At 75.5% G+C, this 19,423-nt stretch carries 21 protein-coding genes; 11 read left to right on the top strand and 10 right to left on the bottom strand.

Translation table 11 applies throughout. The features are described 5' to 3' along the window. Positions 1 to 55: 55 nt before the first annotated feature. Entirely contained in the window at positions 56 to 1,447 is a 1,392-nt protein-coding gene (locus tag Cch01nite_RS09005; RefSeq protein WP_275407182.1) for a basic amino acid/polyamine antiporter, read from the top strand. Between the two features lie 24 nt (positions 1,448 to 1,471). On the opposite strand, the gene Cch01nite_RS09010 is transcribed toward Cch01nite_RS09005, so the two are convergent. Further along, positions 1,472 to 4,261 (bottom strand): helix-turn-helix transcriptional regulator, encoded by a 2,790-nt coding sequence (locus tag Cch01nite_RS09010; RefSeq protein ID WP_203751613.1) that lies wholly within the window; start codon positions 4,259 to 4,261, stop codon positions 1,472 to 1,474. A gap of 79 nt (positions 4,262 to 4,340) precedes the next feature. Here Cch01nite_RS09010 and rlmC point away from each other — a divergent pair, with 79 nt between their 5' ends. Both rlmC and Cch01nite_RS09020 read left to right on the top strand, forming a co-directional pair. Next, positions 4,341 to 5,468, top strand: a complete 1,128-nt coding sequence (rlmC, locus tag Cch01nite_RS09015) for a 23S rRNA (uracil(747)-C(5))-methyltransferase RlmC (RefSeq protein WP_203751615.1) — start codon at positions 4,341 to 4,343, stop codon at positions 5,466 to 5,468. Next, entirely contained in the window at positions 5,465 to 5,770 is a 306-nt protein-coding gene (locus Cch01nite_RS09020; protein ID WP_203751618.1) for a DUF1905 domain-containing protein, read from the top strand. The genes rlmC and Cch01nite_RS09020 overlap by 4 nt, the downstream gene beginning before the upstream one ends. 21 nt (positions 5,771 to 5,791) lie before the next feature. Here the strand turns inward: Cch01nite_RS09020 and Cch01nite_RS09025 are convergent, their stop codons facing one another. Continuing rightward, positions 5,792 to 6,610, bottom strand: a complete 819-nt coding sequence (locus tag Cch01nite_RS09025) for an alpha/beta fold hydrolase (protein WP_203751620.1) — start codon at positions 6,608 to 6,610, stop codon at positions 5,792 to 5,794. A gap of 146 nt (positions 6,611 to 6,756) precedes the next feature. On the opposite strand from Cch01nite_RS09025, the gene Cch01nite_RS09030 reads away from it, so the two are divergent. From Cch01nite_RS09030 to Cch01nite_RS09040, 3 genes are read left to right on the top strand one after another with little or no spacing between them, the layout of a single operon-like run. Then, positions 6,757 to 7,272: a universal stress protein gene (locus Cch01nite_RS09030; RefSeq protein WP_203751623.1), complete on the top strand. Its 516-nt coding sequence runs from the start codon at positions 6,757 to 6,759 to the stop codon at positions 7,270 to 7,272. Beyond that, the gene (locus Cch01nite_RS09035) at positions 7,269 to 7,706 is read left to right on the top strand and encodes a fluoride efflux transporter FluC (protein ID WP_203751624.1); all 438 of its coding nucleotides are present in this window, start codon (positions 7,269 to 7,271) and stop codon (positions 7,704 to 7,706) included. The genes Cch01nite_RS09030 and Cch01nite_RS09035 overlap by 4 nt, the downstream gene beginning before the upstream one ends. Beyond that, positions 7,703 to 8,080 carry a fluoride efflux transporter FluC gene (locus Cch01nite_RS09040; RefSeq protein WP_203751628.1) on the top strand — a complete coding sequence of 126 codons (378 nt, stop codon included), beginning with the start codon at positions 7,703 to 7,705 and terminating at the stop codon, positions 8,078 to 8,080. Before Cch01nite_RS09035 ends, Cch01nite_RS09040 begins: the two co-directional genes overlap by 4 nt. Before the next feature lie 69 nt (positions 8,081 to 8,149). On the opposite strand, the gene Cch01nite_RS09045 is transcribed toward Cch01nite_RS09040, so the two are convergent. After that, positions 8,150 to 9,388, bottom strand: a complete 1,239-nt coding sequence (locus tag Cch01nite_RS09045; RefSeq protein ID WP_239070151.1) for an APC family permease — start codon at positions 9,386 to 9,388, stop codon at positions 8,150 to 8,152. A gap of 280 nt (positions 9,389 to 9,668) precedes the next feature. On the opposite strand from Cch01nite_RS09045, the gene Cch01nite_RS09050 reads away from it, so the two are divergent. Together Cch01nite_RS09050 and Cch01nite_RS09055 are read left to right on the top strand one after the other, a co-directional pair. Beyond that, the gene (locus tag Cch01nite_RS09050; RefSeq protein WP_239070155.1) at positions 9,669 to 9,887 is read left to right on the top strand and encodes a PspC domain-containing protein; all 219 of its coding nucleotides are present in this window, start codon (positions 9,669 to 9,671) and stop codon (positions 9,885 to 9,887) included. 73 nt (positions 9,888 to 9,960) lie between these two features. Continuing rightward, complete coding sequence (locus tag Cch01nite_RS09055; RefSeq protein WP_203751631.1) at positions 9,961 to 10,386, top strand: transferase; 426 nt, start codon at positions 9,961 to 9,963, stop codon at positions 10,384 to 10,386. Positions 10,387 to 10,401: 15 nt separating this feature from the next. Here the strand turns inward: Cch01nite_RS09055 and Cch01nite_RS09060 are convergent, their stop codons facing one another. From Cch01nite_RS09060 to Cch01nite_RS09070, 3 genes are all read right to left on the bottom strand, one after another. After that, the gene (locus tag Cch01nite_RS09060; protein WP_203751634.1) at positions 10,402 to 11,382 is read right to left on the bottom strand and encodes a magnesium transporter CorA family protein; all 981 of its coding nucleotides are present in this window, start codon (positions 11,380 to 11,382) and stop codon (positions 10,402 to 10,404) included. Between the two features lie 103 nt (positions 11,383 to 11,485). After that, positions 11,486 to 12,538 (bottom strand): phosphoinositide-specific phospholipase C-related protein, encoded by a 1,053-nt coding sequence (locus tag Cch01nite_RS09065; protein WP_203751637.1) that lies wholly within the window; start codon positions 12,536 to 12,538, stop codon positions 11,486 to 11,488. Positions 12,539 to 12,607: 69 nt separating this feature from the next. Then, positions 12,608 to 12,982 carry a hypothetical protein gene (locus tag Cch01nite_RS09070; protein ID WP_203751640.1) on the bottom strand — a complete coding sequence of 125 codons (375 nt, stop codon included), beginning with the start codon at positions 12,980 to 12,982 and terminating at the stop codon, positions 12,608 to 12,610. A gap of 369 nt (positions 12,983 to 13,351) precedes the next feature. Here Cch01nite_RS09070 and Cch01nite_RS09075 point away from each other — a divergent pair, with 369 nt between their 5' ends. Further along, on the top strand, positions 13,352 to 13,960 hold the full coding sequence (locus Cch01nite_RS09075) for a potassium channel family protein (RefSeq protein ID WP_203751643.1): 609 nt from the start codon (positions 13,352 to 13,354) through the stop codon (positions 13,958 to 13,960). 87 nt (positions 13,961 to 14,047) lie between these two features. Beyond that, positions 14,048 to 14,245: a chemotaxis protein CheW gene (locus Cch01nite_RS09080; protein WP_203751647.1), complete on the top strand. Its 198-nt coding sequence runs from the start codon at positions 14,048 to 14,050 to the stop codon at positions 14,243 to 14,245. A 14-nt stretch (positions 14,246 to 14,259) separates the two neighbouring features. Here the strand turns inward: Cch01nite_RS09080 and Cch01nite_RS09085 are convergent, their stop codons facing one another. From Cch01nite_RS09085 to Cch01nite_RS22910, 3 genes are all read right to left on the bottom strand, one after another. Next, entirely contained in the window at positions 14,260 to 14,769 is a 510-nt protein-coding gene (locus Cch01nite_RS09085; protein ID WP_203751650.1) for a hypothetical protein, read from the bottom strand. Beyond that, positions 14,766 to 15,965: a serine/threonine-protein kinase gene (locus Cch01nite_RS09090; protein ID WP_203751653.1), complete on the bottom strand. Its 1,200-nt coding sequence runs from the start codon at positions 15,963 to 15,965 to the stop codon at positions 14,766 to 14,768. Before Cch01nite_RS09090 ends, Cch01nite_RS09085 begins: the two co-directional genes overlap by 4 nt. 96 nt (positions 15,966 to 16,061) lie before the next feature. Further along, the gene (locus Cch01nite_RS22910; protein WP_203751655.1) at positions 16,062 to 16,619 is read right to left on the bottom strand and encodes a CD225/dispanin family protein; all 558 of its coding nucleotides are present in this window, start codon (positions 16,617 to 16,619) and stop codon (positions 16,062 to 16,064) included. Positions 16,620 to 16,778: 159 nt separating this feature from the next. Here Cch01nite_RS22910 and Cch01nite_RS09100 point away from each other — a divergent pair, with 159 nt between their 5' ends. Further along, positions 16,779 to 17,540 (top strand): deoxyribonuclease IV, encoded by a 762-nt coding sequence (locus Cch01nite_RS09100; RefSeq protein ID WP_203751658.1) that lies wholly within the window; start codon positions 16,779 to 16,781, stop codon positions 17,538 to 17,540. Positions 17,541 to 17,569: 29 nt separating this feature from the next. Here Cch01nite_RS09100 and ggt read toward each other — a convergent pair whose 3' ends face one another. Further along, complete coding sequence (ggt, locus tag Cch01nite_RS09105) at positions 17,570 to 19,363, bottom strand: gamma-glutamyltransferase (protein ID WP_203751661.1); 1,794 nt, start codon at positions 19,361 to 19,363, stop codon at positions 17,570 to 17,572. Positions 19,364 to 19,423: the final 60 nt, after the last annotated feature.

Genomic DNA, 19,423 nt, shown 5'->3' on the forward strand with positions numbered 1-19,423 from the left:
GGCGGCTCGCGGGGACGTCGTGGGCCCGGGGGTGCGTGCGACGCCGGTGACGGTCGTGACGCTCGCGACGATGGTCGTCGGGTCGATGGTCGGGGCCGGGGTCTTCTCGTTGCCGCAGCGCTTCGCAGAGGAGACGGGGGTCGTCGGGGCCCTCATCGCCTGGACGGTCGCCGGCACGGGGATGCTCATGCTGGCGTTCGTCTTCCAGAACCTCGCCGTGCGCAAGCCGCACCTCGACGCGGGGGTGTACGCGTACGCGAAGGCCGGGTTCGGCGAGTACCTGGGCTTCTTCTCGGCGTTCGGGTACTGGGCGAGCGCGTGCGTCGGCAACGTCACGTACTGGGTGCTGATCATGTCGACCGCGGGGGCGCTGGTCCCGGCGCTCGGCGACGGCGGGACGCCCGCGGCGTTCGTGGCGTCGACGGTCGGCCTGTGGGTGTTCTTCTGGCTGGTCCGTCGTGGCGTCCGCACGGCGACGTCGGTGAACCGGGTCGTCACGATCGCCAAGGTGGTCCCGATCGTGGTGTTCGTGCTGCTGTGCGCGTTCGCGCTGGACGTCGACGTGCTCGTGGCGAACCTGCGGGGGATCGACTCGGCGGGGTCGCTGTTCGAGCAGGTGCGCGGCACGATGCTCGTCACGGTGTTCGTGTTCCTCGGCGTCGAGGGCGCGAGCGTCTACTCCCGGCACGCGCGGCGGCGTCAGGACGTCGGCCGGGCGACGGTCCTCGGGTTCCTCAGCGTGTTCGCGGTGTTCGCGTCGGTGACGATCGTCTCGTACGGGATCCTGCCGATGAGCGAGCTCGCCGGGCTGCCGCAGCCGTCGATGGCCGGGGTCCTCGAGGCCGCGGTGGGCGGCTGGGGGCGCGCGTTCGTGAGCGTCGGGCTCGTCGTCTCCGTGCTGGGGGCGTACCTCGCGTGGACGCTCATGGCGGCGGAGGTGCTGTTCGTCGCCGCGACCGACCGGGACATGCCCCGGTTCCTCACCGGCGTGAACGCCGCCGACGTGCCGGTGCACGCGCTCCTGATGACCGCGGTGCTGGCGCAGGTGTTCCTCGTCGTCACGCTGTTCTCCGAGTCCGCGTTCGACTTCGCGCTGAACCTGACGAGCTCGCTCGCGCTCGTCCCGTACCTGCTGGCCGCGGCGTACGGCCTCAAGCTCGTGCTGACGCGCGACTCGTACCCGGCGGGCTCGCCGACCGTCCGTCGGGATCTCGTCGTCGGTGCCCTGGCGACCGTGTACACGGCGTTCCTGCTGTACGCGGCCGGGCCGACGTACCTGCTCGTCTCGTTCGTGGTCTACGCGCCGGCGACGATCCTGTTCGTCATGGCCCGGCGCGAGCAGGGTCGGCGGCTGTTCTCGGCGCGGGAGGTCGTCATCCTCGTCGTGTCGCTCGCCGGCGCTGTCGTCGGCGTCGTCGCGCTCGTCGCGGGGTGGATCCACCTGTGACCGTCGCGCGGCCGAGGGCGCCGGTCAGCTCCGGGTACCCGCGGCGGGAGGCCCGAGACGCCCGACGAGCTCGGCCCGGTTGCGGACGCCCAGCTTGCGGTAGACCCGGGTGAGGTGCGCCTCGACGGTCGACTCGCTGACGAACAGCCGCCCGGCGACCTCGCGGTTGCGCAGGCCCGCCGAGACCAGCCCCGCCACCTCCTGCTCGGTGGCGGTGAGCTCGTCGTCCGGTCCGCCGCGGACGCGGGCGAGCAGGTCGAGCGCGACCGTCTCCCAGCCCCGCACGCGTTGCGCGGCGAAGGTGGCGTGCGCGTCCTCGGCCACCTGGCGCACCGCGAGCCGGCGCCCGGCACGGAGCGCGGCGGCCACCTCGAACACCGCGGTGCGGGCGGCGTCGAGGTGGTACCCGAGGGCGTCCATCGCCTGTCGGGCGCCGGCCAGGGTCGGGTGGGCGTCCGCGTCGTCGCGCAGCAGCAGGAGCTGCCCCCGGGCGGCGAGCGCCTGCGCGTCGGCCCAGGGGGCGCCGAGGTGCTCGGCCTGGTGCCTCAGCCGGTCGGCGAGGTGCTCGACGGTGCCCGTCGCGCCGGCGTGCGTCGCGGCCGCGACGGCGTGGGGGAGGACCGGGACGACGCCGGGGTGGGCGAAGCCGAGGTGGTCGAGGAGCGCGAGGGCGCCGAGCAGGTGGTCGAGGGCGGCCCCCCAGTCCTGCCGGGACGCGGCGAGCGTGCCGCGCACGTGGCCCGCCATGGCTGACCGGGGGCGTTCACCGACGCGCGCCGCCCAGTGCTCGAGGCGCGCCGCGCCCCAGGTGGCACCCGCCTCGTCGCCGCGGAGGGCCGCGACCAGCCCTGCCGGGTAGGCGAGCCATGCGACGGCGCGTTCGTCGCCGCAGTCGTCGGCCGCCTCGAGCCCGTCGACGGCGTGCTGCGCGGCGAGGTCCAGGTCGCCCTGCGCGAGGGCGACGTGCGCGAGGTCGGCGAGCCGGTACGAGCGCTGGAACTCCGCGCCGTTCGCGACCGCGCTGCGGTACATCACCTCGAGGTTCGTCCGGGCGGCCGGCAGGCGCCCGTCCCAGAGCTGGTGGCGGCCCTGCAGCACGCGCGGCCACAGCGCGAGCTGGGACTGCACGACCTCGGGCCCGAGCCGGACCGCTTCCTCGACGAGGTCGTCGGCGCGTCGTCCGAGCAGCAGCGACGTCGTCCCGACGGCCGCGGCGGCCTGGGCCACGAGAACCGTGTCGCGGTGCGCGCGGCCGATCGCGAGCGCGTCGGAGGCGTGGCGCAGGCCGTCCGCCGGTCTGCCCAGGTGGATGCCGAGCAGCCAGCCCAGCAGCCCGAGGAGCCGGCCCCGCAGGAGCTCGTGGTCGGGGAGACCGTCGGCGGGGACGTCGTCGAGCGACGTGCGCAGGAACGCCTCGGCGTCCGTGAACTCGAGGACCACCCGTCCGGTCACCACCTGTGCCCGCAGCGGTCCGGGCCCGAGCTCGTCGAGCAGCCCGTCGGCCAGGCGCAGGGCCGCGGGCAGGTCGCCGGCGGTGGCGCACTGCATCATCCGGGCCAGCGTGCGCCGGACCCGCGGCTCGACGTCGCCGGGCGGTGTCACGCGGGCGGCGTCGGCGAGCAGGTCGGCCGCGAGCTGCGGTGCGCCGCGGCGTGCCACCCGGGCGGCGGCCGCCTCCAGCTCGTCGGCGACCGCGACGTCGGGCGTCGCGACGGCCCGCGCCAGGTGGACCGCCCGCGTGTCCGGGTCGGTGACGGCGTCCGCGAGCGCACGGCGCAGCTCCCGGGCGTCGAGGGTGTTGGTCGCGGCGAGCACGGCGGTCGCGATGAGCGGGTGCGTGAAGCGCAGGACGAAGTCGGGCCCGAGGGTGAACGTGTCGGAGTCGAGCCCGGGCCGCACGGCCCGCTCGACGTCGGCGAGGTGCCCGACGGCGGCGAGGAACGGCACGGGCGCCGGTCCGGCGACGGCCAGGAGGCGCGCGAGGTGCAGCGTGTCCGGCGGCAGCCCGTGGACGCGGGCGGCGAGCGCCGCGAGCGGCGCGCCGTCGCGCGGTGCCCGGGCCGACGGGTCACGCGCGGTGCGGGCGAGCTCGAGCGCGAAGAAGGGGTTGCCGTGGGCGAGCTCGCCGGCCCGGAGCGCGCACGGTGCGCTGGTGCCGGGCAGGGCGGCGACGACGAGCCGCCGCAGGTCGACGGGGGACAGGGCGCCGACGGCGAGCAGGTCCACGCCGGGGCCGACGTCCGGCACCGCGGTGGTGAGCGTGTCGGGGGCCCACGTGCGGGCGGTCGCGAGCAGCGACACGCGCGCGTCCGTGAGCCGTCGCAGGGCGAACCGGAGGGCTCGCCAGGTGACGTCGTCCAGCCACGGCAGGTCGTCCACCGCGACCACGACAGGCCCGTGACCGGCGAGGGCGCGCAGCGCGTCGAGCGTCGCGCGCGACCGGTCCAGCGCCGGCAGGTCGTCGGCCAGCAGGTGCGTCCTCGGGACGTCGTCGGGCAGGCGGTGCCCGTCGAGCAGGTCCCGCAGCCCCTGGCCGGCGCTGTGCCGGTCCTCCTCGGCGGGTCGCGTGACGAGCACCCGGGCTCCGGCGTCCCGGCAGCGCGCGACGGCGTGCGTCCAGAGCGTCGTCTTGCCGATGCCCGCCTCCCCGACCAGGACGAGCGAGCGCGCGCCGGTGTCGAGCGTGCGGACCAGCTCCTCGACACGGGCGAGCTCGGCGTCCCGGCCGACGATCTCGCCGCGTGGCGGCGTCGTCGTGCGTGTCGCGGCCTGGGGCGGCTGCCGCGGCGGACGGGTGGCGGTCGTGACGGTCATCCCCTCGGAGGAGCGTCGCGGGCGGGTCGGTGATACGCCCGCGCGGGGGCTGTCGGGGCGGCGACCTAGACTCGTCCGCATGCAGTGCTCCTACTTCGACGCGGAGCGGTGCCGTTCCTGCACGTGGATGGGGCAGCCCTACGCGGCGCAGGTGGCCGGCAAGGAGGAGCACTGCCGGCACCTGCTGGGCGAGCGCCCCGACCTGGTGTGGTCCTCGGCGGTGACGAGCGCCGAGCAGGGGTTCCGGAACAAGGCGAAGATGGTCGTCACCGGGTCGGTCGAGGACCCCGCCCTGGGGATCGTCGACGCGGACGGCGTCGGGGTCGACCTGCGGGACTGCGGCCTGTACCCCGAGGGCCTGCGCTCGACGTTCCCGGTGCTCGCCGAGTTCGTGACGGCGGCCGCGATCCAGCCGTACGACATCGTGCGGCGTGCCGGTGAGCTCAAGTACCTGCTGGTCACGCAGTCGCCGGACGGCGAGCTCATGGTCCGGTTCGTGCTGCGGTCCCAGGAGGCCGTGGCGCGGATCCGCAAGCACCTGCCCGTGCTGCTCGGTGCGCTCCCGCTGCTGCGGGTCGTGTCGGTGAACCTGCAGCCCGAGCACAAGGCGGTGCTCGAGGGCGAGCGGGAGATCGTGCTCACCGCGCAGGACACGCTGCGGATGCGGCTCAACGGGATCGACATGCACCTGCGGCCGCAGAGCTTCTTCCAGACGAACACCGAGGTGGCTGCGGCGCTGTACCGGCAGGCGCGCGACTGGGTCGACGAGCTGGCGCCGTCGTCGGTGTGGGACCTGTACTGCGGTGTGGGCGGTTTCGCGCTGCACTGCGCCGACGGGTCGCGGGACGTGACCGGCATCGAGACGAGCGCCGAGGCCGTGACGAGCGCCGAGACGAGCCGCCGCGAGGCGGACCTGACCCGGCTGGACTTCCGGGTGGGCGACGCCACGGCGTTCGCGGTCGGTGCCGGCCGCGAGCCCGACCTCGTGATCGTGAACCCGCCGCGGCGGGGGATCGGTCCGGAGCTGTCCCGGTGGCTGGAGGGGTCGTCGGTCGACCGGGTCATCTACTCGAGCTGCAACGCGACGTCGCTGGCCCGGGACCTCGCAGCGATGCCGTCGCTGCGACCACGGCGTGCCCGGCTGCTCGACATGTTCCCGCAGACCACCCACTACGAGGTGGTCACGCTGCTGGAGCGGGCCGCGTGACGGCGTACGACTTCACGGCCGAGCTGTGGGTGTGGGACGCGCGTCGCACCGACCGGTGGACGTTCGTCAGCCTGCCGACCGACGTCGCGGACGAGGTGCTCGAGCGCGGCGCGGCGGTCGCTCGGGGGTTCGGCTCCCTGCGGGTCCGGGTGTCCGTCGGGACCTCGGTGTGGACGACGTCGATCTTCCCGGACGACAAGGCGGGCACCTACGTGCTGCCGGTGAAGAAGGCGGTGCGGACCGCGCAGGGCGTCGACGCGGGAGACTCCGTCGGCGTGCACCTGGAGCTGCTCGACGTCTGAGCGGCCGTGGTTCCGCGTCGTTCACGGCCGTCCGCGGTGCTCCTCGACCCGGTCGAGCCACTCGTCGACCAGCGCCGCGAGGAGCCGCTGCTGCTCGTGCGGCAGCGCGTGCCCCGCACGGTCGAGGACGGCGAACGTGGCCCGGGAGTAGCGCTCGACGAGGTCCCAGGCGGACGCGTAGCCCACGCTCGAGTCCTGCCGTCCGGCGACGACGAGGACCGGGACGTCGATCGGCCCCGCGTCCGTCTCGTCGAGCTCCCACCGGCTTGCGATCCGCTCGAGCGCGGGACGGTCGAGCAGGTCCGCCGCGGGCCGCACCGTCTCGTCGAACCGGCGCCGCGTCGCGGGCGTCCGGACCACGAAGTAGTCGCGGAACGACGCGGCGTCCGCGGGGTCCATCCCGTCGTCCGCCCCGACCTCGGCGTGCCGCACGACGGGCGTGGGGACGTCGCGCGACCGCGCGCCCGCGGGGCACAGCAGCGCCAGGCCCGCCACCCGGGGCGCGCGGCGTCCCGCGAGGACGCGCGCGAGGTACCCGCCGTAGGAGTGCCCCACGAGGAGCACGGGCTCCTCCCCGACAGTCACGTCGAGCCAGTCGGCCAGGAGCGAGACGACGTCGTCGGAGCTCGCGATCCCGGCCGGTGCCGTGGTCGCGCCCATGCCGGGCAGGTCCGGGTACAGACGTCGGTAGCCGTGCCGTGCGCCGAGCACCGGCTCGAGCGCCGCGGCGGGCTCGCGGTGGTCGACGCCCATGCCGTGCAGGACGACCACCGGGGTGCCGGACCCCCGCTCCGCGTGGTGCACCGTGACGTCGCCGACCTGCGTGACCGTGGTGTCCATCCGCCCATCCGTACCGCAGGTCGTCCGGACCCGCGATCGGATGGCGCCTGTACCGCCCGTACCGCACGGCCGGGCCTCGCAGCCGGTGCCCGTCGTCGTACAGTCGCCCGTGGCGACGACCTGTCGCCCGACCCGAGGAGGCGACGATGAGCCGGACGCGACCGCGACCGTGGTCCGGACCCGTGCCCGAGCGGCCGCTGGTGGTGGGCGTGCAGCCCGACCAGGCCCCGACCGTCCTCGAGCAGGCCGCCGGGATCGCCCTGGCGCTGGGCACCGGACTGGTGTGCGTGTGGGTCGACCCGTCGCAGGTGGTCGTCACCGTCGAGCCGGACGGGACCTGGGACACCACCCCCGTCGACCCGGACCGGGACGACGACGTCGACGGCAGCCCGGCCGAGGCGACCCTGTTCACCCACGTCCGCGACCTGCTCGCCGACGCGGGCGTCCCCTGGCGGTTCGAGTACGCGGTCGGCGAGACCGCCCGCGGCCTGCACGCCGCCGCGGAGGCGCACGACGCCGCGCTGATCGCGGTCGGCACCCGGCGGCCCGGGTTCGGCGGGTGGATGACGGAGGTCGTCGGCGGGTCCGTGGCCGGCCGGCTCGCGCACACCCAGGACCGACCCGTCCTCGTGATCCCCGTGCACCACGGCCCCACCCGATGAGCGGCCGCCCGCACCACACGGACCCGCGGCTCGTCGCGGTCGTGGCCGCCGGGGGCGTCGTCGGCACGCTCGCCCGCTACGGGCTCAACCAGGTCCTGCCGCACCCGGCGGGCGGGCTGCCTGTCTCGACGCTCACGGAGAACCTCGTGGGCGCGTTCCTGCTCGGGGTCCTCCTGGAGTCGCTCGTGCGGGCGGGGGCCGAGGACCGCCGCCGGCGGGTGATCCGGCTGGGCGTCGGCACCGGGGTGCTCGGCGGGTTCACGACGTGGTCGAGCCTCGCGTTCGAGGTGCAGCAGCTCGGCGCCGGCGGCGACGTGCGCCTCGCGGCGGCCTACGGCGTCGGCAGCGTGGTCGCCGGGTTCGTCACGTGCAGCCTTGGGGTGCTGCTGGCCGCGTCGCTGCGGCGCCCCCACGGCACGGAGGACGACCGGTGACGGTCCTGCTCATGGCCCTGCTCGGCGGGGCGGGAGCCGCGACGCGGTTCGTCGTCGACGGGTGGTTCCGCGGCCGCTGGTCGACGCGGCTGCCGTTCGCGACGATCGTCATCAACACCACCGGGTCGCTGCTCCTGGGGTTCCTCGGCGGGGCGCTCGCGACGGGCGCGGTCGGCCCGTCCGTGCTCGTCGTCGCCGGCACCGGCTTCTGCGGCGGGTACACGACGTTCTCGACGGCGATGGTCGAGACGGTCCGGCTCGCGCAGGCGGGCGCGTACCGGCGGGCGGTGCTCAACGCGTTCGGGTCGCTCGTCGTCACCGTCGCCGCGGCCGCCCTGGGCGTCGCCCTCGCGGACGTCCTGCTCGGACGCTGACCGGCCCGGTCCGGGCGGGTCCGGGCTGGTTCGTGCGGGTCCGGGCAGGTCCGGGCTGGTCCGGTTCCGTCAGCGTCGCCGGACCGCCCACGCGACGCACCCCGCCGCGAGCACGACGGCACCGCCCGCGACCGCGGCCGGCGGCACGGTCAGGGCCAGTGTCGCGCAGCCGACGAGCCCGAGGACCGGGACCCCGCGGGCGGGACGGCGCTCGTCGGGCCGCATCCGCAGCGCCGACGCGTTCGCGAGCGCGTAGTACGTGAGCACGAGGAACGACGAGAAGCCGATCGCCCCGCGCAGGTCGACGGCGAGCACGAGCACCACGACGACCGCGGCGACGGCGAGCTCCGCGTGGTGCGGCGTGCGGAACCGCGGGTGGACGGCGGACAGCGCGCCGGGCAGGTGCCCGTCGCGGGCCATCGCGAGGGCCGTCCGCGACACCCCCAGGCCGAGGCCCAGCAGCGCCCCGAGCGACGCGACGGCCGCACCGACCCGGACGACGGGCGCGACCGCGCCGAACGCGCCGGCCTCGACGACGGTGCGCAGCGGCGCGGCGCTCGTGGCGAGCGCGTCGGGCCCGACGGCGAGCAGCGCGCTCGTCGCGACCACGGCGTACACGCCAAGCACGACGCCCAGCGCGACGGCGACGGCCCGGGGGATGGTGCGTGCCGGGTCGCGGACCTCCTCGCCGAGCGTGGCGATCCGCGCGTACCCGGCGAACGCGAAGAACAGCAGACCCGCGGACTGCAGGACGCCGCGCGCGTCGGCGCCCGGGAACGGCCGCAGGTGGTCCGCGCTGGCGGTACCGCCGGCGAGTGCGGCGACGACGACGACGGTCAGGGTGGCGAGCGTGAGGGCCACGACCACCCGGCCGACCCGAGCCGTGCGCTCGACCCCGCGGTAGCTCACGGCCGTGAGGGCGACCACTGCCAGCACCGCGACGAGCCGCTCGTGCCCGGGAGCCGCGTACGCGCCGAACGTCAGGGCCATCGCCGCGCAGCTCGCAGTCTTGCCGACCACGAAGGACCACCCGGCGAGGTAGCCCCAGAACGGCCCGAGCCGGTGCCGCGCGTACACGTACGTGCCGCCGGACTCGGGGTGGACGGCCGCGAGGCGTGCCGAGGACGTCGCGTTGCAGAGCGCGACGACTGCCGCGACGGCCAGGCCGACGAGCATTCCGGACGCTCCCGCCGCTGCGGCGGGCCCGAAGGCGCCGAACACGCCGGCGCCGAGCATCGCGGTCAGGCCGACCACGACCGCGTCGGTCAGGTTGAGGCGCCGCTGCAGGCTGCCGTCGGCGGCGGTCACGGTCGCGCCTGCGTGCGGGCGGGTCGCAGTCGGGTGTCGAGGCGCGTGGGCACGACGCCGATCATCCCGGCTGGACCGGCTGACGTGCGACGCCCACGCTGCTGCCCCGGATCCGGGCCGGGGTGGCCCCCCGACCCGCGTGATGCCGCGTCGGGGGCCGGTTCAGGGTCGGTCCGGGGGAGGTCCCCGATGTGCCGGCGGACCCCGGGCGGCATCGTGGAGGTCGTCGACGTCGGGCTGCGGCGTCGGGCACGAGTGACCGAGGACGAGGAGACGGACGATGGGCGAGATCCACGACGGCATGGCGCGCAGCGGGCTGGCGCGCCCCTGGCAGGGGAGGGTGCTCGGCGGCGTGTGCGCGGGGCTCGGCCGGCGGTTCGGCATCTCGCCGTGGCCCGCCCGGCTGCTGTTCGTGCTGCTGCTCATGCTCATCCCCGGCAGCCAGCTCCTGGTGTACCCGATCCTGTGGATCCTCATGCCGAGCGACCCTCGGGCGTAGCGGTTCGCGACGGAATCTGCAGGGGGCAGGTTCTGTTATGTCACCTGAGAATCGTGTGCGAGAAGAGGGTGGCATGGTGAGGAAGGCCGGACGTGTCGAGTTCGAGGACGACAGCGGGCGGGTGGTGCGGTACGACCGGCACCCGAACGGCGGCGGGCTCGTGTCCCCGCGCGCCGTCGTCGACCCGGACGCGTCGATCGCGCCGACCGCGTACGTCGAGGAGGGCGCGCACGTCGGCCGACGGACCACCGTCGGCGAGGGGAGCTGGGTCGACCAGGGCGTGAGCGTCGGCGTCGGCGTGCGCGTCGGCGGGAACGTGCACCTCGGGCCCGGGACCTGGGTCGGCGACCACGCCCGCATCGGCAGCCGCGCGAAGGTCGGCGCGGGCGTCGTCGTCGAGCCGGGCGCGCACGTCGGCCCCGACACGCTCGTCCCCGACGGCGCCCTGGTGACCGGCGGGCGCGACGCACGGACCGCGGGGCGGCGCGACGCCGCCTGACGTCGGGACCGCCGGTCACCACCAGCCCTGACGGCGGGCCCACCACAGCAGGCCGCACGACATCGCCAGCATGATCGCGAGGGCCACCGTCAGCGGCACCGCGGACGTGTGCTGGTTGACGATGAGGTTCATCCCCAGCACCGACGCGAGCGCGGTGATCGGCAGCGTGACGACGGCGATCACCGCGAGCCGCTCCGCGGCGATCGTCATCTTCGTGTCGGTCCGCGTCCGGTAGAACTCGATCACGCCCTGCAGGTAGTCCTTCTCCTCGCCGGCCAGGCCCGCGATGCGGTCGAACTGGTCGATCAGGTCGCCGACCAGGTGCCGGCTCTCCTCCGGGACGGCCGACAGGGTCGCCACGCGACGGTAGATCTCGGCCGTCTGCGTCGCGATCGTCTTCACCGACAGCAGGCCGTGCCGGGTGCGGAACATCTCGTCGAGGAACTTCTCGGGGTCGTGGTACGAGTCGGCCGTGACGCGCTGCTCGAGGTCCCACACGTCCTCGGTGAGCGTCTCGACGAAACGCTCCATCCGCCGGGTGATCGTCGAGACGATCGCGTGCGAGATGTCGAACGACGTGCGCGGGTGCAGCCTGCCCGACCGGATCCGCTCCAGCACCTCGCGGGTGTCCCGGAGCGTCACGTCGAGCGGGACCGCGGGGTTGACCGGCCCGTGCACCGTGATCAGGAACCGCCGGCCGACGAACCGGTCGAGCTCGACGTGGTGGATGTGCCCGCCGTTCCCGCGCTCGGGGGCGTGCAGCACGAGGAACAGCACGTCCGGGTAGGCGTGCACCTTCGGCAGCCGGTTGCGCACGGCGCAGTCCCGCAGCGCGAGCGGGTGCAGGCCGAACACCCGGCCCAGCACGTCCTCCGCCTGCGCGTCCCACTGCGGCACGTCCACCCAGAGCAGCCCGTGCCGCGCCTCGAGCAGGGCGGGGATCTCGTCGACCTCGCACGTCCGCACGCCCTGGCCATCGATGAGGTGCACGTCCATCGGCCCGCCTCCTGTCCCCGCGCCATCATGCTGCGCCGGGGGCCGGCACGCAGGGCGGGAGCGGCCGCGGTGGCGACACCCGCCGTGCTCGACGGGGATCAGGTCAGCTCCCGTTGAGCCGGTCGACGACGGCGAACAGGTCACCCCGGTCGTAGAAGTCGACGGCGACGAAGCTGGGCACCTGCCCGCGCTGCTCGCGGCACTGCTCCACCCGTGGCCACAGGACGTCCTGCGCGTTGACCTCGGTCGCGTCGGAACGTCGGGTCGCGGTGCTGCTCAACCAGTGGTTCACCAGGAGCAGCGCGTTGTCCGGCGAGCCGCGCAGCAGGTCGCAGCTGAAGTCGGAGGCATGGTCGAACGAGTACGGCGTGTCCTGCACCGCGTCGAACGCCTGCAGCAACCACGGGTAGCGCGCGCCGCCGCCGACGTGCTCCATCATCACGACGACCCGGCGGCCCGACGCGACCATCCGACCCAGGGTCGGCCACGACCCGTCGTGCGGAGGCCGGTAGACGGACGGCAGCAGGCCCGCTCGCGTCACCACGCCGGCCAGCTGGGCGGGGGTGACGCCCTCGTCCTGGACCACGAACGTGACGACCTCCCGTGGGTGGTCGGCGAGCCAGCCGGCGACCCTCTCCAGCTCGGCACCCATCGGCGTCGCACCGAGCTCGCACAGGTTGTGGCAGAGGTACGGCTCGACCGGCCCGACCCCGACCGCCTCCGTGGCCCCGCTGAGCGTCAGCGCGTCGTCGACGGCGGCGGCGCCCCACTCGTCGTCGGCGGCGGCGCGCGCCTGGAACCGGGACCTGTCGGCGGTGGTCACGAGCCCCGGGTGCTGGGTCGCGCGGCCGGGCCACGCATCGACCAGGAAGGCCCGGACACCCGCGTCGAGCTGACCCACGATCCCGGTCGGCTGCTCCGCGAAGTACCAGCCGGGCGCGTCCGCGGCCGACATCGAGTTGTGCGTCGTGGGGAAAGCGACCTCGTCGTACGGGCGGTCGCACAGCGCGACCGACCCGTTGCAGGCGTGGGCCGCCGGATCGGACCCGGCCGGGTCGTCCGGCGCGAGCAGCGCGCCCGCCGCGACGAGCAGCACGGCCGCCCCCGTCACGAGCAGCACGCGCCGGCGGCCGCTCGTGGGTCGGGCGTCCGCCATGACGGCATTGTGGCGCGCGCCGGTCGGGCGGGCGCGCGGGATCGCCGCCTCGCGGGCCGGTGTCCCGTCTCAGGGGACCTGACGTCGCCCGCCGGGCCAGCCCAGCAGGACGCACAGGTCGCGGGCGTCGCGCGGGCCCGTGAGCGTGGCTCGCGCGACGGCCTCGACGCCGTCCGCCTCGCACCGGGCCAGCTCGCGCTCGATGTTGCGGTTCCACGGCTCCGGCAGCAGACCGAGGTCGTCGCCGGCGAGGTCGAGGACACGGACGGCGTGGCCGTCGTCGCGCACGAGGCGGACGGACAGCCGGCCGAGGGCGTCGCACGCGGGTGCCGCCGCGCGGGTCCGCTCGTCGAACCCGGCGACGCGCACGGTGACGTGCCCGCCGGACTCCGGGACGACGCGCTGCTCGGGCCGCAACGTCGGGAGACGGATTGCGGTGACCACCCTCGAGGCTGGGCGGTCGTCTGGTTGCTGGGGCGCGACCTGGTCGATGACCACGGGTCTCCTTCGCCGCGCGAGGTCGGTGGCCCCGGGGGCGGTCCGCCTTCGACGCGTGGTGGATCGGTCGCAACCGCGTCCTGCTGCTCGAACGAGCGGGCGACCTGTCGAGGCCCATGGTGCCCGCCCGCACGGGTGCCCGCATCCGGGGCGGGCGGCGCGACGGCCGCCGGGGCGCGTCCGACGGCGGCGCGGCTCACCCGGTGGGTGTGATGCCCGTGCCCGGCGCGGGCTCCTAGCCTCGTCGAGGACGGCTACCCCAGGACCCCGACGGAGGACGAGCATGCGCCTCGCGACGACCACGGTGGTCCGCCGGTGAGCGGCGAGCCCGAGACACCTCTCCAGACGCTCGGCCTCACCTGGACCGAGCGGGCGCGGCACGTGCTGACGATGTTCGTGCGGGCGTCGGCGTCCGTCGTGCTCATCCTGGTCGTGTTCGCGGTCACGCCGTTCGACCTGCTGTCCGACGTCCCGCTGCCGCTCTCCCTGGCGGTCGGTCTCCTGGCGCTGCTCGTCGTGACAGGGCTGCAGATCCGGTCGATCGTGACGTCCCCGTTCCCGGCCCTCCGGGCGGTCGAGGCTCTCGCCGTCACGGGCACGCTCTTCCTGTTCCTCTTCGCGTCGGCGTACCTGGTGCTGGAGCAGGCGCAGCCCACCAGCTTCACCGGTGACGGGCTGACCCGTGTCGACGCGCTGTACTTCACGGTCACCGTCTTCGCGACCGTCGGCTTCGGGGACATCGTCGCGACCAGCGAGACGGCGCGGGTCATGGTGACCGTCCAGATGGTCCTCGACCTGCTGGTCCTCGGCCTCGGCATCCGGGCCTTCGTCGGCGCGGTCGAGCGCGGACGGGAACGGGTCAGCCGTGGGGCGCCCGGAGGGCAGGACGGGCGGCCCGCGGCACCGCCCGAGGATGGGCCTTAGATCCCACCCGTGACGGCGCCCTCGGCGCGACGATGGTGGAGTCGGCGACCCCGACACCCTGATCGTGCACCCACGAGGAGCGCTCCGATGACCACCGCACCCACCTCCGCACCTGTCACCGTTCGCGGCGTCGCGCGCGCCGTCCGCTGGGCACCCGCCCCGCTGTGGGAGCCCGGTCGCCGTGCCCGGTTCGTCGCCTACCTGGGCGGCAGCATGATCGCGTGGACGGCCGTCGGGCTCGGGCTGGCTGCGCTGCTGGCACAGGTGCTGCCGCTGCTCGGCTGAGCGGTCGAGGGGTCTCAGCCCTTCCCTCTGCCCGGGCCTTTCGGCCCGCTCGGGCCCTTCTTGTCCTTCGGCGCGGGCGCAGGCTGGGGGTCGGCGGGCCGGGCGGGCGTGGCGGCCGCCGCACGGTCGGCTGCCGCCTGGTCGGCCGCAGCCTGTGCTGCTGCCTGTTCCGTGGCGGCCTGCACCGCGGCCGCCTGCTGCGCAGCCGCCTCGGCCGCGACCGCCTGCGCGCGGGCCGCCGCCAGCGCACCCGCGACCCGGTCGAGCGCGCGATCGACCTCGCGGTACCGGGAGGTGGAGACCTCGCCGGCGTCGACGCCGTCGTCGAGCCGGCCGCGGGTGTCCACCAGTGCCGCCTCGGCGTCGTCCCACCGGCCCGCAGCGGCGGCGGACGTGACGTCGAGGACCGCGGCCTGCAGGGACGCGGCGCGTTCGTCCGCGAGGTCGGGACGCTCGGCGCACCCTGCGGTGACGAGCGCGACCGCGAGCACGACGACGGCCACGGCCCGCGCACGCCCGGTCACGGCGCGACGCTTTCCTGCAGCGCCGTCAGAGCGTCGCCCAGGTCGCCGTCGACCCGTGGGTAGGTCGGAGGGGGCGGCAGCTCGTCCGAGCCGGACGCGCGCACGCCGACCACGACCGCGCCCGCGGCGAGCAGCACGGCCCCCGCGCCGGCCAGCCACCGGCGTCGTGCCCGTGCGGTGGCCGTCGGCGCGGCGTTGGCCAAGGGCCGGGTCGTGGCCGTGCGCGGCGACCGGGTGCCGGGCACGTCGACCTGCTGCACGGGACGGGTCCGGGGCAGGCCGGCGTGCCCGTGCGGCGGCGCCGCCGTCAGCGCCGCGACCTCCTGCGCCGCGGGCCGGTCGCCCGGCTCCAGGGCCGTCATCCGCCTCAGGAGCGCCCCGAGCTCGGTGCCCGCCTCGTCCGGCACCGGTGGTCCGGCCGTGAGCCGGACCGCGGCCGACTCCGCCGCCGTGCCCGCGAACGCGGGCGCGCCCGTGAGGCACTCGACGAGCACCAGGCCGAGGGCGTACACGTCCGTGGCCGGGCCGACAGGCCCGCCGACCGCCTGCTCCGGGCTCAGGTAGCGCATCGTGCCCACGGTGACGCCCGTCATGGTCAGGCGCGTCGTGCCGGCCAGGCGGGCGATGCCGAAGTCGGCCAGCTTGACGACCGGTCCGGTGCGGGGATCGTGCCCGCGCAGGCCGGTCGCCGACGTGAGCAGCACGTTGCCCGGCTTGACGTCCCGGTGCACCACCCGTCCGGCGTGCACGGCCGACAGCGCGTCGGCGAGCTCGTGGGCGACGACCAGCGTCTCCTCGAGGGTCAGCGGGCCGTCCGCGAGGCGTTCGGCGAGCGTGGGGCCGTCGACGACCTCCATGACGAGGTACGTCTGGTGGCCGCCCTGCGCGGCGACGGAGCCCGCGTCGAGCAGCGTGACGAGGTTCGGGTGGTCGAACGCCGCCAGCACCCGGATCTCGGCGGCGTGCCGCGACAGGTCGTCGGCGTCGTCGACGCAGGGGAACAGCTTGACCGCGACGTCACGCTCGAGCACCAGGTCGTGCGCGCGGAAGACGGTCGCCATCCCGCCCCGGCCGAGGACGTCGCCGAGGCGGTACCGGCCGTCGAGCGTCGGCGACGGTCCGGCCGCGTCCGCGCCGGCCGCGTCCACGGGGGCGCCCGACGGACCCGGCCGGGTCTCGCCCCGTCGATCCAGCATCGTTCGACGGTAGGTGCCCCGTCCCGGAGCCGCACGCGGACCCACGGGCGTGCGTGGGCGCCGACGGCGGTCGCCCGGGACGTCGCCGGCCCCCGCTCAGCGGGACGAGCTGTCGCGTCCCGGCAGGTCAGGGCGTCCGGGGCCGTCGAACGGGAACGCCGGCCCGGACCGCTGGGTCCAGCCCGGACCGCCGTCCCACGGCGTCTCGTCGTGGAACCGGTGCACGGCGACCGCGGCCAGGACCAGCCAGGCGAGCGAGACGAGGACCGACAGCACGATCAGCCCGGCGCCGACGCACACGCTGACGACGCTCCAGCGCCTCGCGCTCGCCGCCTCGCGGACCCCGACGGGCTCGTCGCCGGCGCCGAACGCCCGCGCGGCCCGGTGCGAGGCCAGCAGCGCCGGGATGCCGGTCGGCCAGAACAGGATCATCGCGGCGACGACCCAGCCGACGGGGGCCGACGGCGCGGGAGGCTGGGGCGGGGACGGGGGGAGCGGCTGCGTGGCCCAGCCCGCGGGCGGCGGCCCTACGGCGGGACCGGCGGCGGGACCGGCGGGGGGTGGACCGGCGGGCTGGGCGCTGGGCGCTGCCGCGGGGACGTGCGGGTCCGGCGACGGGTCCGGTGCGGGCTGCGGGTTCGACTCCGTGGTCATGGCTCCTCCAGCGGTCGTGACGGCTGCTGCCCACGCTAGGACGCGTCCCTGGGAGGAGCCTTGGGATCGGCTCTCCCGAGCCGTCCGGGACGCCGGTGTCACCTGTGCGGTCTAGCCTGGCGCGTGGTCCACCCGGACCGACACCGGAGGGAGAGCGACGTGGTGCTGATCGGCGCGCACGTGCGCGGCGACGACCCGGTGGCAGGCGCCGCCGAGCTCGGCGCGCAGGCGGTGCAGGTGTTCCTGGCGGACCCGCAGGGCTGGAAGAAGCCGGTGCCGCGCGGCGACGCGGCCGCGATCGTCGCCTCCGGCCTCGGCGTGTACGCGCACGCGCCGTACCTGGTGAACGTCGCGTCGACCAACAACCGGATCCGCATCCCGAGCCGGAACATGATTGCCCAGCACTCCGCGGCCGCCGCGGAGCTCGGTGCCCGCGGGCTGATCGTGCACGGCGGGCACGTGGGGGACGGCGACGACATCGCCGTCGGCATCGAGAACTGGCGCAAGACGTTCGAGCGCGCGACGTTCCCTGTGCGCGTGCTCGTCGAGAACACCGCAGGCGGCGAGAACGCCTGCGCCCGCACGCTCGACCGGCTCGCGATGCTCTGGGACGCGATCGGCGAGTACGAGGTCGGGCTCTGCCTGGACACGTGCCATGCCTGGGCGGCGGGCGAGGACCTCGAGACGATCGTCGAGCGCGTCCGCGCGATCACGGGTCGCGTGGACCTCGTGCACGCGAACAGCTCGCGCGACGAGCAGGGCTCCGGTCGGGACCGGCACGCGAGCTTCGCCACCGGCACGATCCCGCCCGAGCTCATCGCGCACGTGGTGCGGGAGGCGGGCTGCGACGCCGTGGTGGAGACGCCGGCCGAGGGGCAGGCCGACGACATCGCGTTCCTCCGGGCGGCGCTGGGCGACTGACCGTCAGCCGTCGCGCCGTCGGCGGTGGGTCAGTGCCACCTGTCGGGACGCACGACCCCCGCGGCGCCGCCTCCACGGCGTACCGGCTCGGCGACGGCCTGCATCCGACCGTGGTCGAGGAACTCGATCGCCGTCGCCGCCCCGATCTCGGGCGTGTCGGTGAACGTGTGCCCGAGCGCGGCGAGCTCCGTCCGGGGGAACTGCGGTTCCGCCTGCACCGACGCGCTGTTGCGCTGGGACGCGCGCGGTGCGGCGACGGCCGACGGCAGGTCCATCCCGAGGTCGAGCCGGTTCACGAGCACCTGCAGGACGGTCGTGATGATCGACGCCCCACCCGGCGAGCCGAGCGCGAGCAACGGCGTCCGGCCGGACAGGACCACGGTCGGCGCCATCGAGCTGCGCGGCCGCTTCCCGGGCGCGGGCAGGTTCGGGTCGAGCCCGCCCTGGGTGTCGGTGAAGTTGAAGTCCGTCAGCTCGTTGTTCAGCAGGAACCCGCGGTGCGGGACGACGATGCCGTTGCCGCCGATCGACTCGATGGTGAGCGTGTACGACACGACGTTCCCCCACCGGTCGGCCGTCGTCAGGTGGGTCGTGGACTGCCCGTCGGTCCCTGCCGCACCGACCGCCGCGGACGCGCCGCACCCGGCGTAGTCGCCGTCGGGGCTGCCGGGTGCGACGGGCTTGACGGCGGCCGTCGGGCCGATCAGGCACGCGCGCTCCGCCGCGAACCCGGGGGAGAGGAGCTCGGTGAGCGGCACGTCGACGAAGGCCGGGTCGCCGACGAAGCGGTTGCGGTCCGCGTACGCGAGCGCGCTGGCCTCGAGGTACCGGTGCGTCGCCTGCGTCGTCCCGAGCGCTGCCAGGTCGCTCGTCCCGAGGATGTTGAGGGCCTCGCCGACCGTGGACCCGCCCGACGACGGCGGGCCCATCGAGTACACGTCGAGCCCCCGGTACTGCACGTGCGTCGGCTCGCGCAGGACGGCCTCGTAGGAGGCGAGGTCGGTGGTCTCGAGCAGCCCGGGTCGGACGACGAGCGTGCTGCCCGGGGCGACCGGCGGTCGGTGCACGGTGTCGACGACCTCCTGCGCGAGGCGGCCGGTGTACAGCGCGTCGACGCCGCGCCGGGCGAGCAGGTCGTACGTGTCCGCGAGGTCCCGGTTGCGCAGCACGGACCCGACGACCGGCGGTGCGCCGTCCGGGAGGTAGAGCTTCGCGGTCGAGGTGAACGCCGCGAACCGGGTCGCGTTGGTGGCGACCTGACCGGCGAAGGTCGGGTCCACGACGAAGCCTCGGCGGGCGACCTGCGTCGCGCCCTGCAGCGCCCGGCGCAGGTCGAGGGTGCCCCACTGCTCGAGCGCGGTCTCCCACGTGGCGGGGGTGCCGGGGACGCCGGCGGACAGCCCGGACGTGACGGCGTCGGCGAACGGGATCGGCACGCCGTTCTCGACGAAAGCGTCGCTCTGCATGGCCTGCGGTGCGGTCTCGCGGCCGTCGATGGTGTGCACCTGGCCGGTCGCCGCGTCGTAGTACACGAAGAAGCCGCCCCCGCCGATGCCCGACGAGAACGGCTCGGTGACGCCGAGGGTCGCGGCCGCCGCGACGGCGGCGTCGACGGCGTTGCCCCCGCGGCGCAGCACGTCCAGCCCGACGCGTGTCGCGTCCGCGTCGACGGTCGCGACGGCGCCGCCGCTGCCGACGGCGACGGGCACCTTGTCGGTCGGTCGGGGGTGGTGGGCGGACGCCGGGGCCGCCGTGACGACGAGGGCGAGCACGGCTGCGGCGGCGAGCCCGCCGAGGGTGCCGGGACGACGGGACGCGCGCACGAGGACCTCCGGGGTCAAGGCGACGGGAGACTCCAGTCGTACCAGGTCTTCCCGATCGCG

Source organism: Cellulomonas chitinilytica, assembly GCF_016862675.1.
In the GTDB taxonomy this organism is placed as follows: Bacteria; Actinomycetota; Actinomycetes; order Actinomycetales; family Cellulomonadaceae; genus Cellulomonas; species Cellulomonas chitinilytica.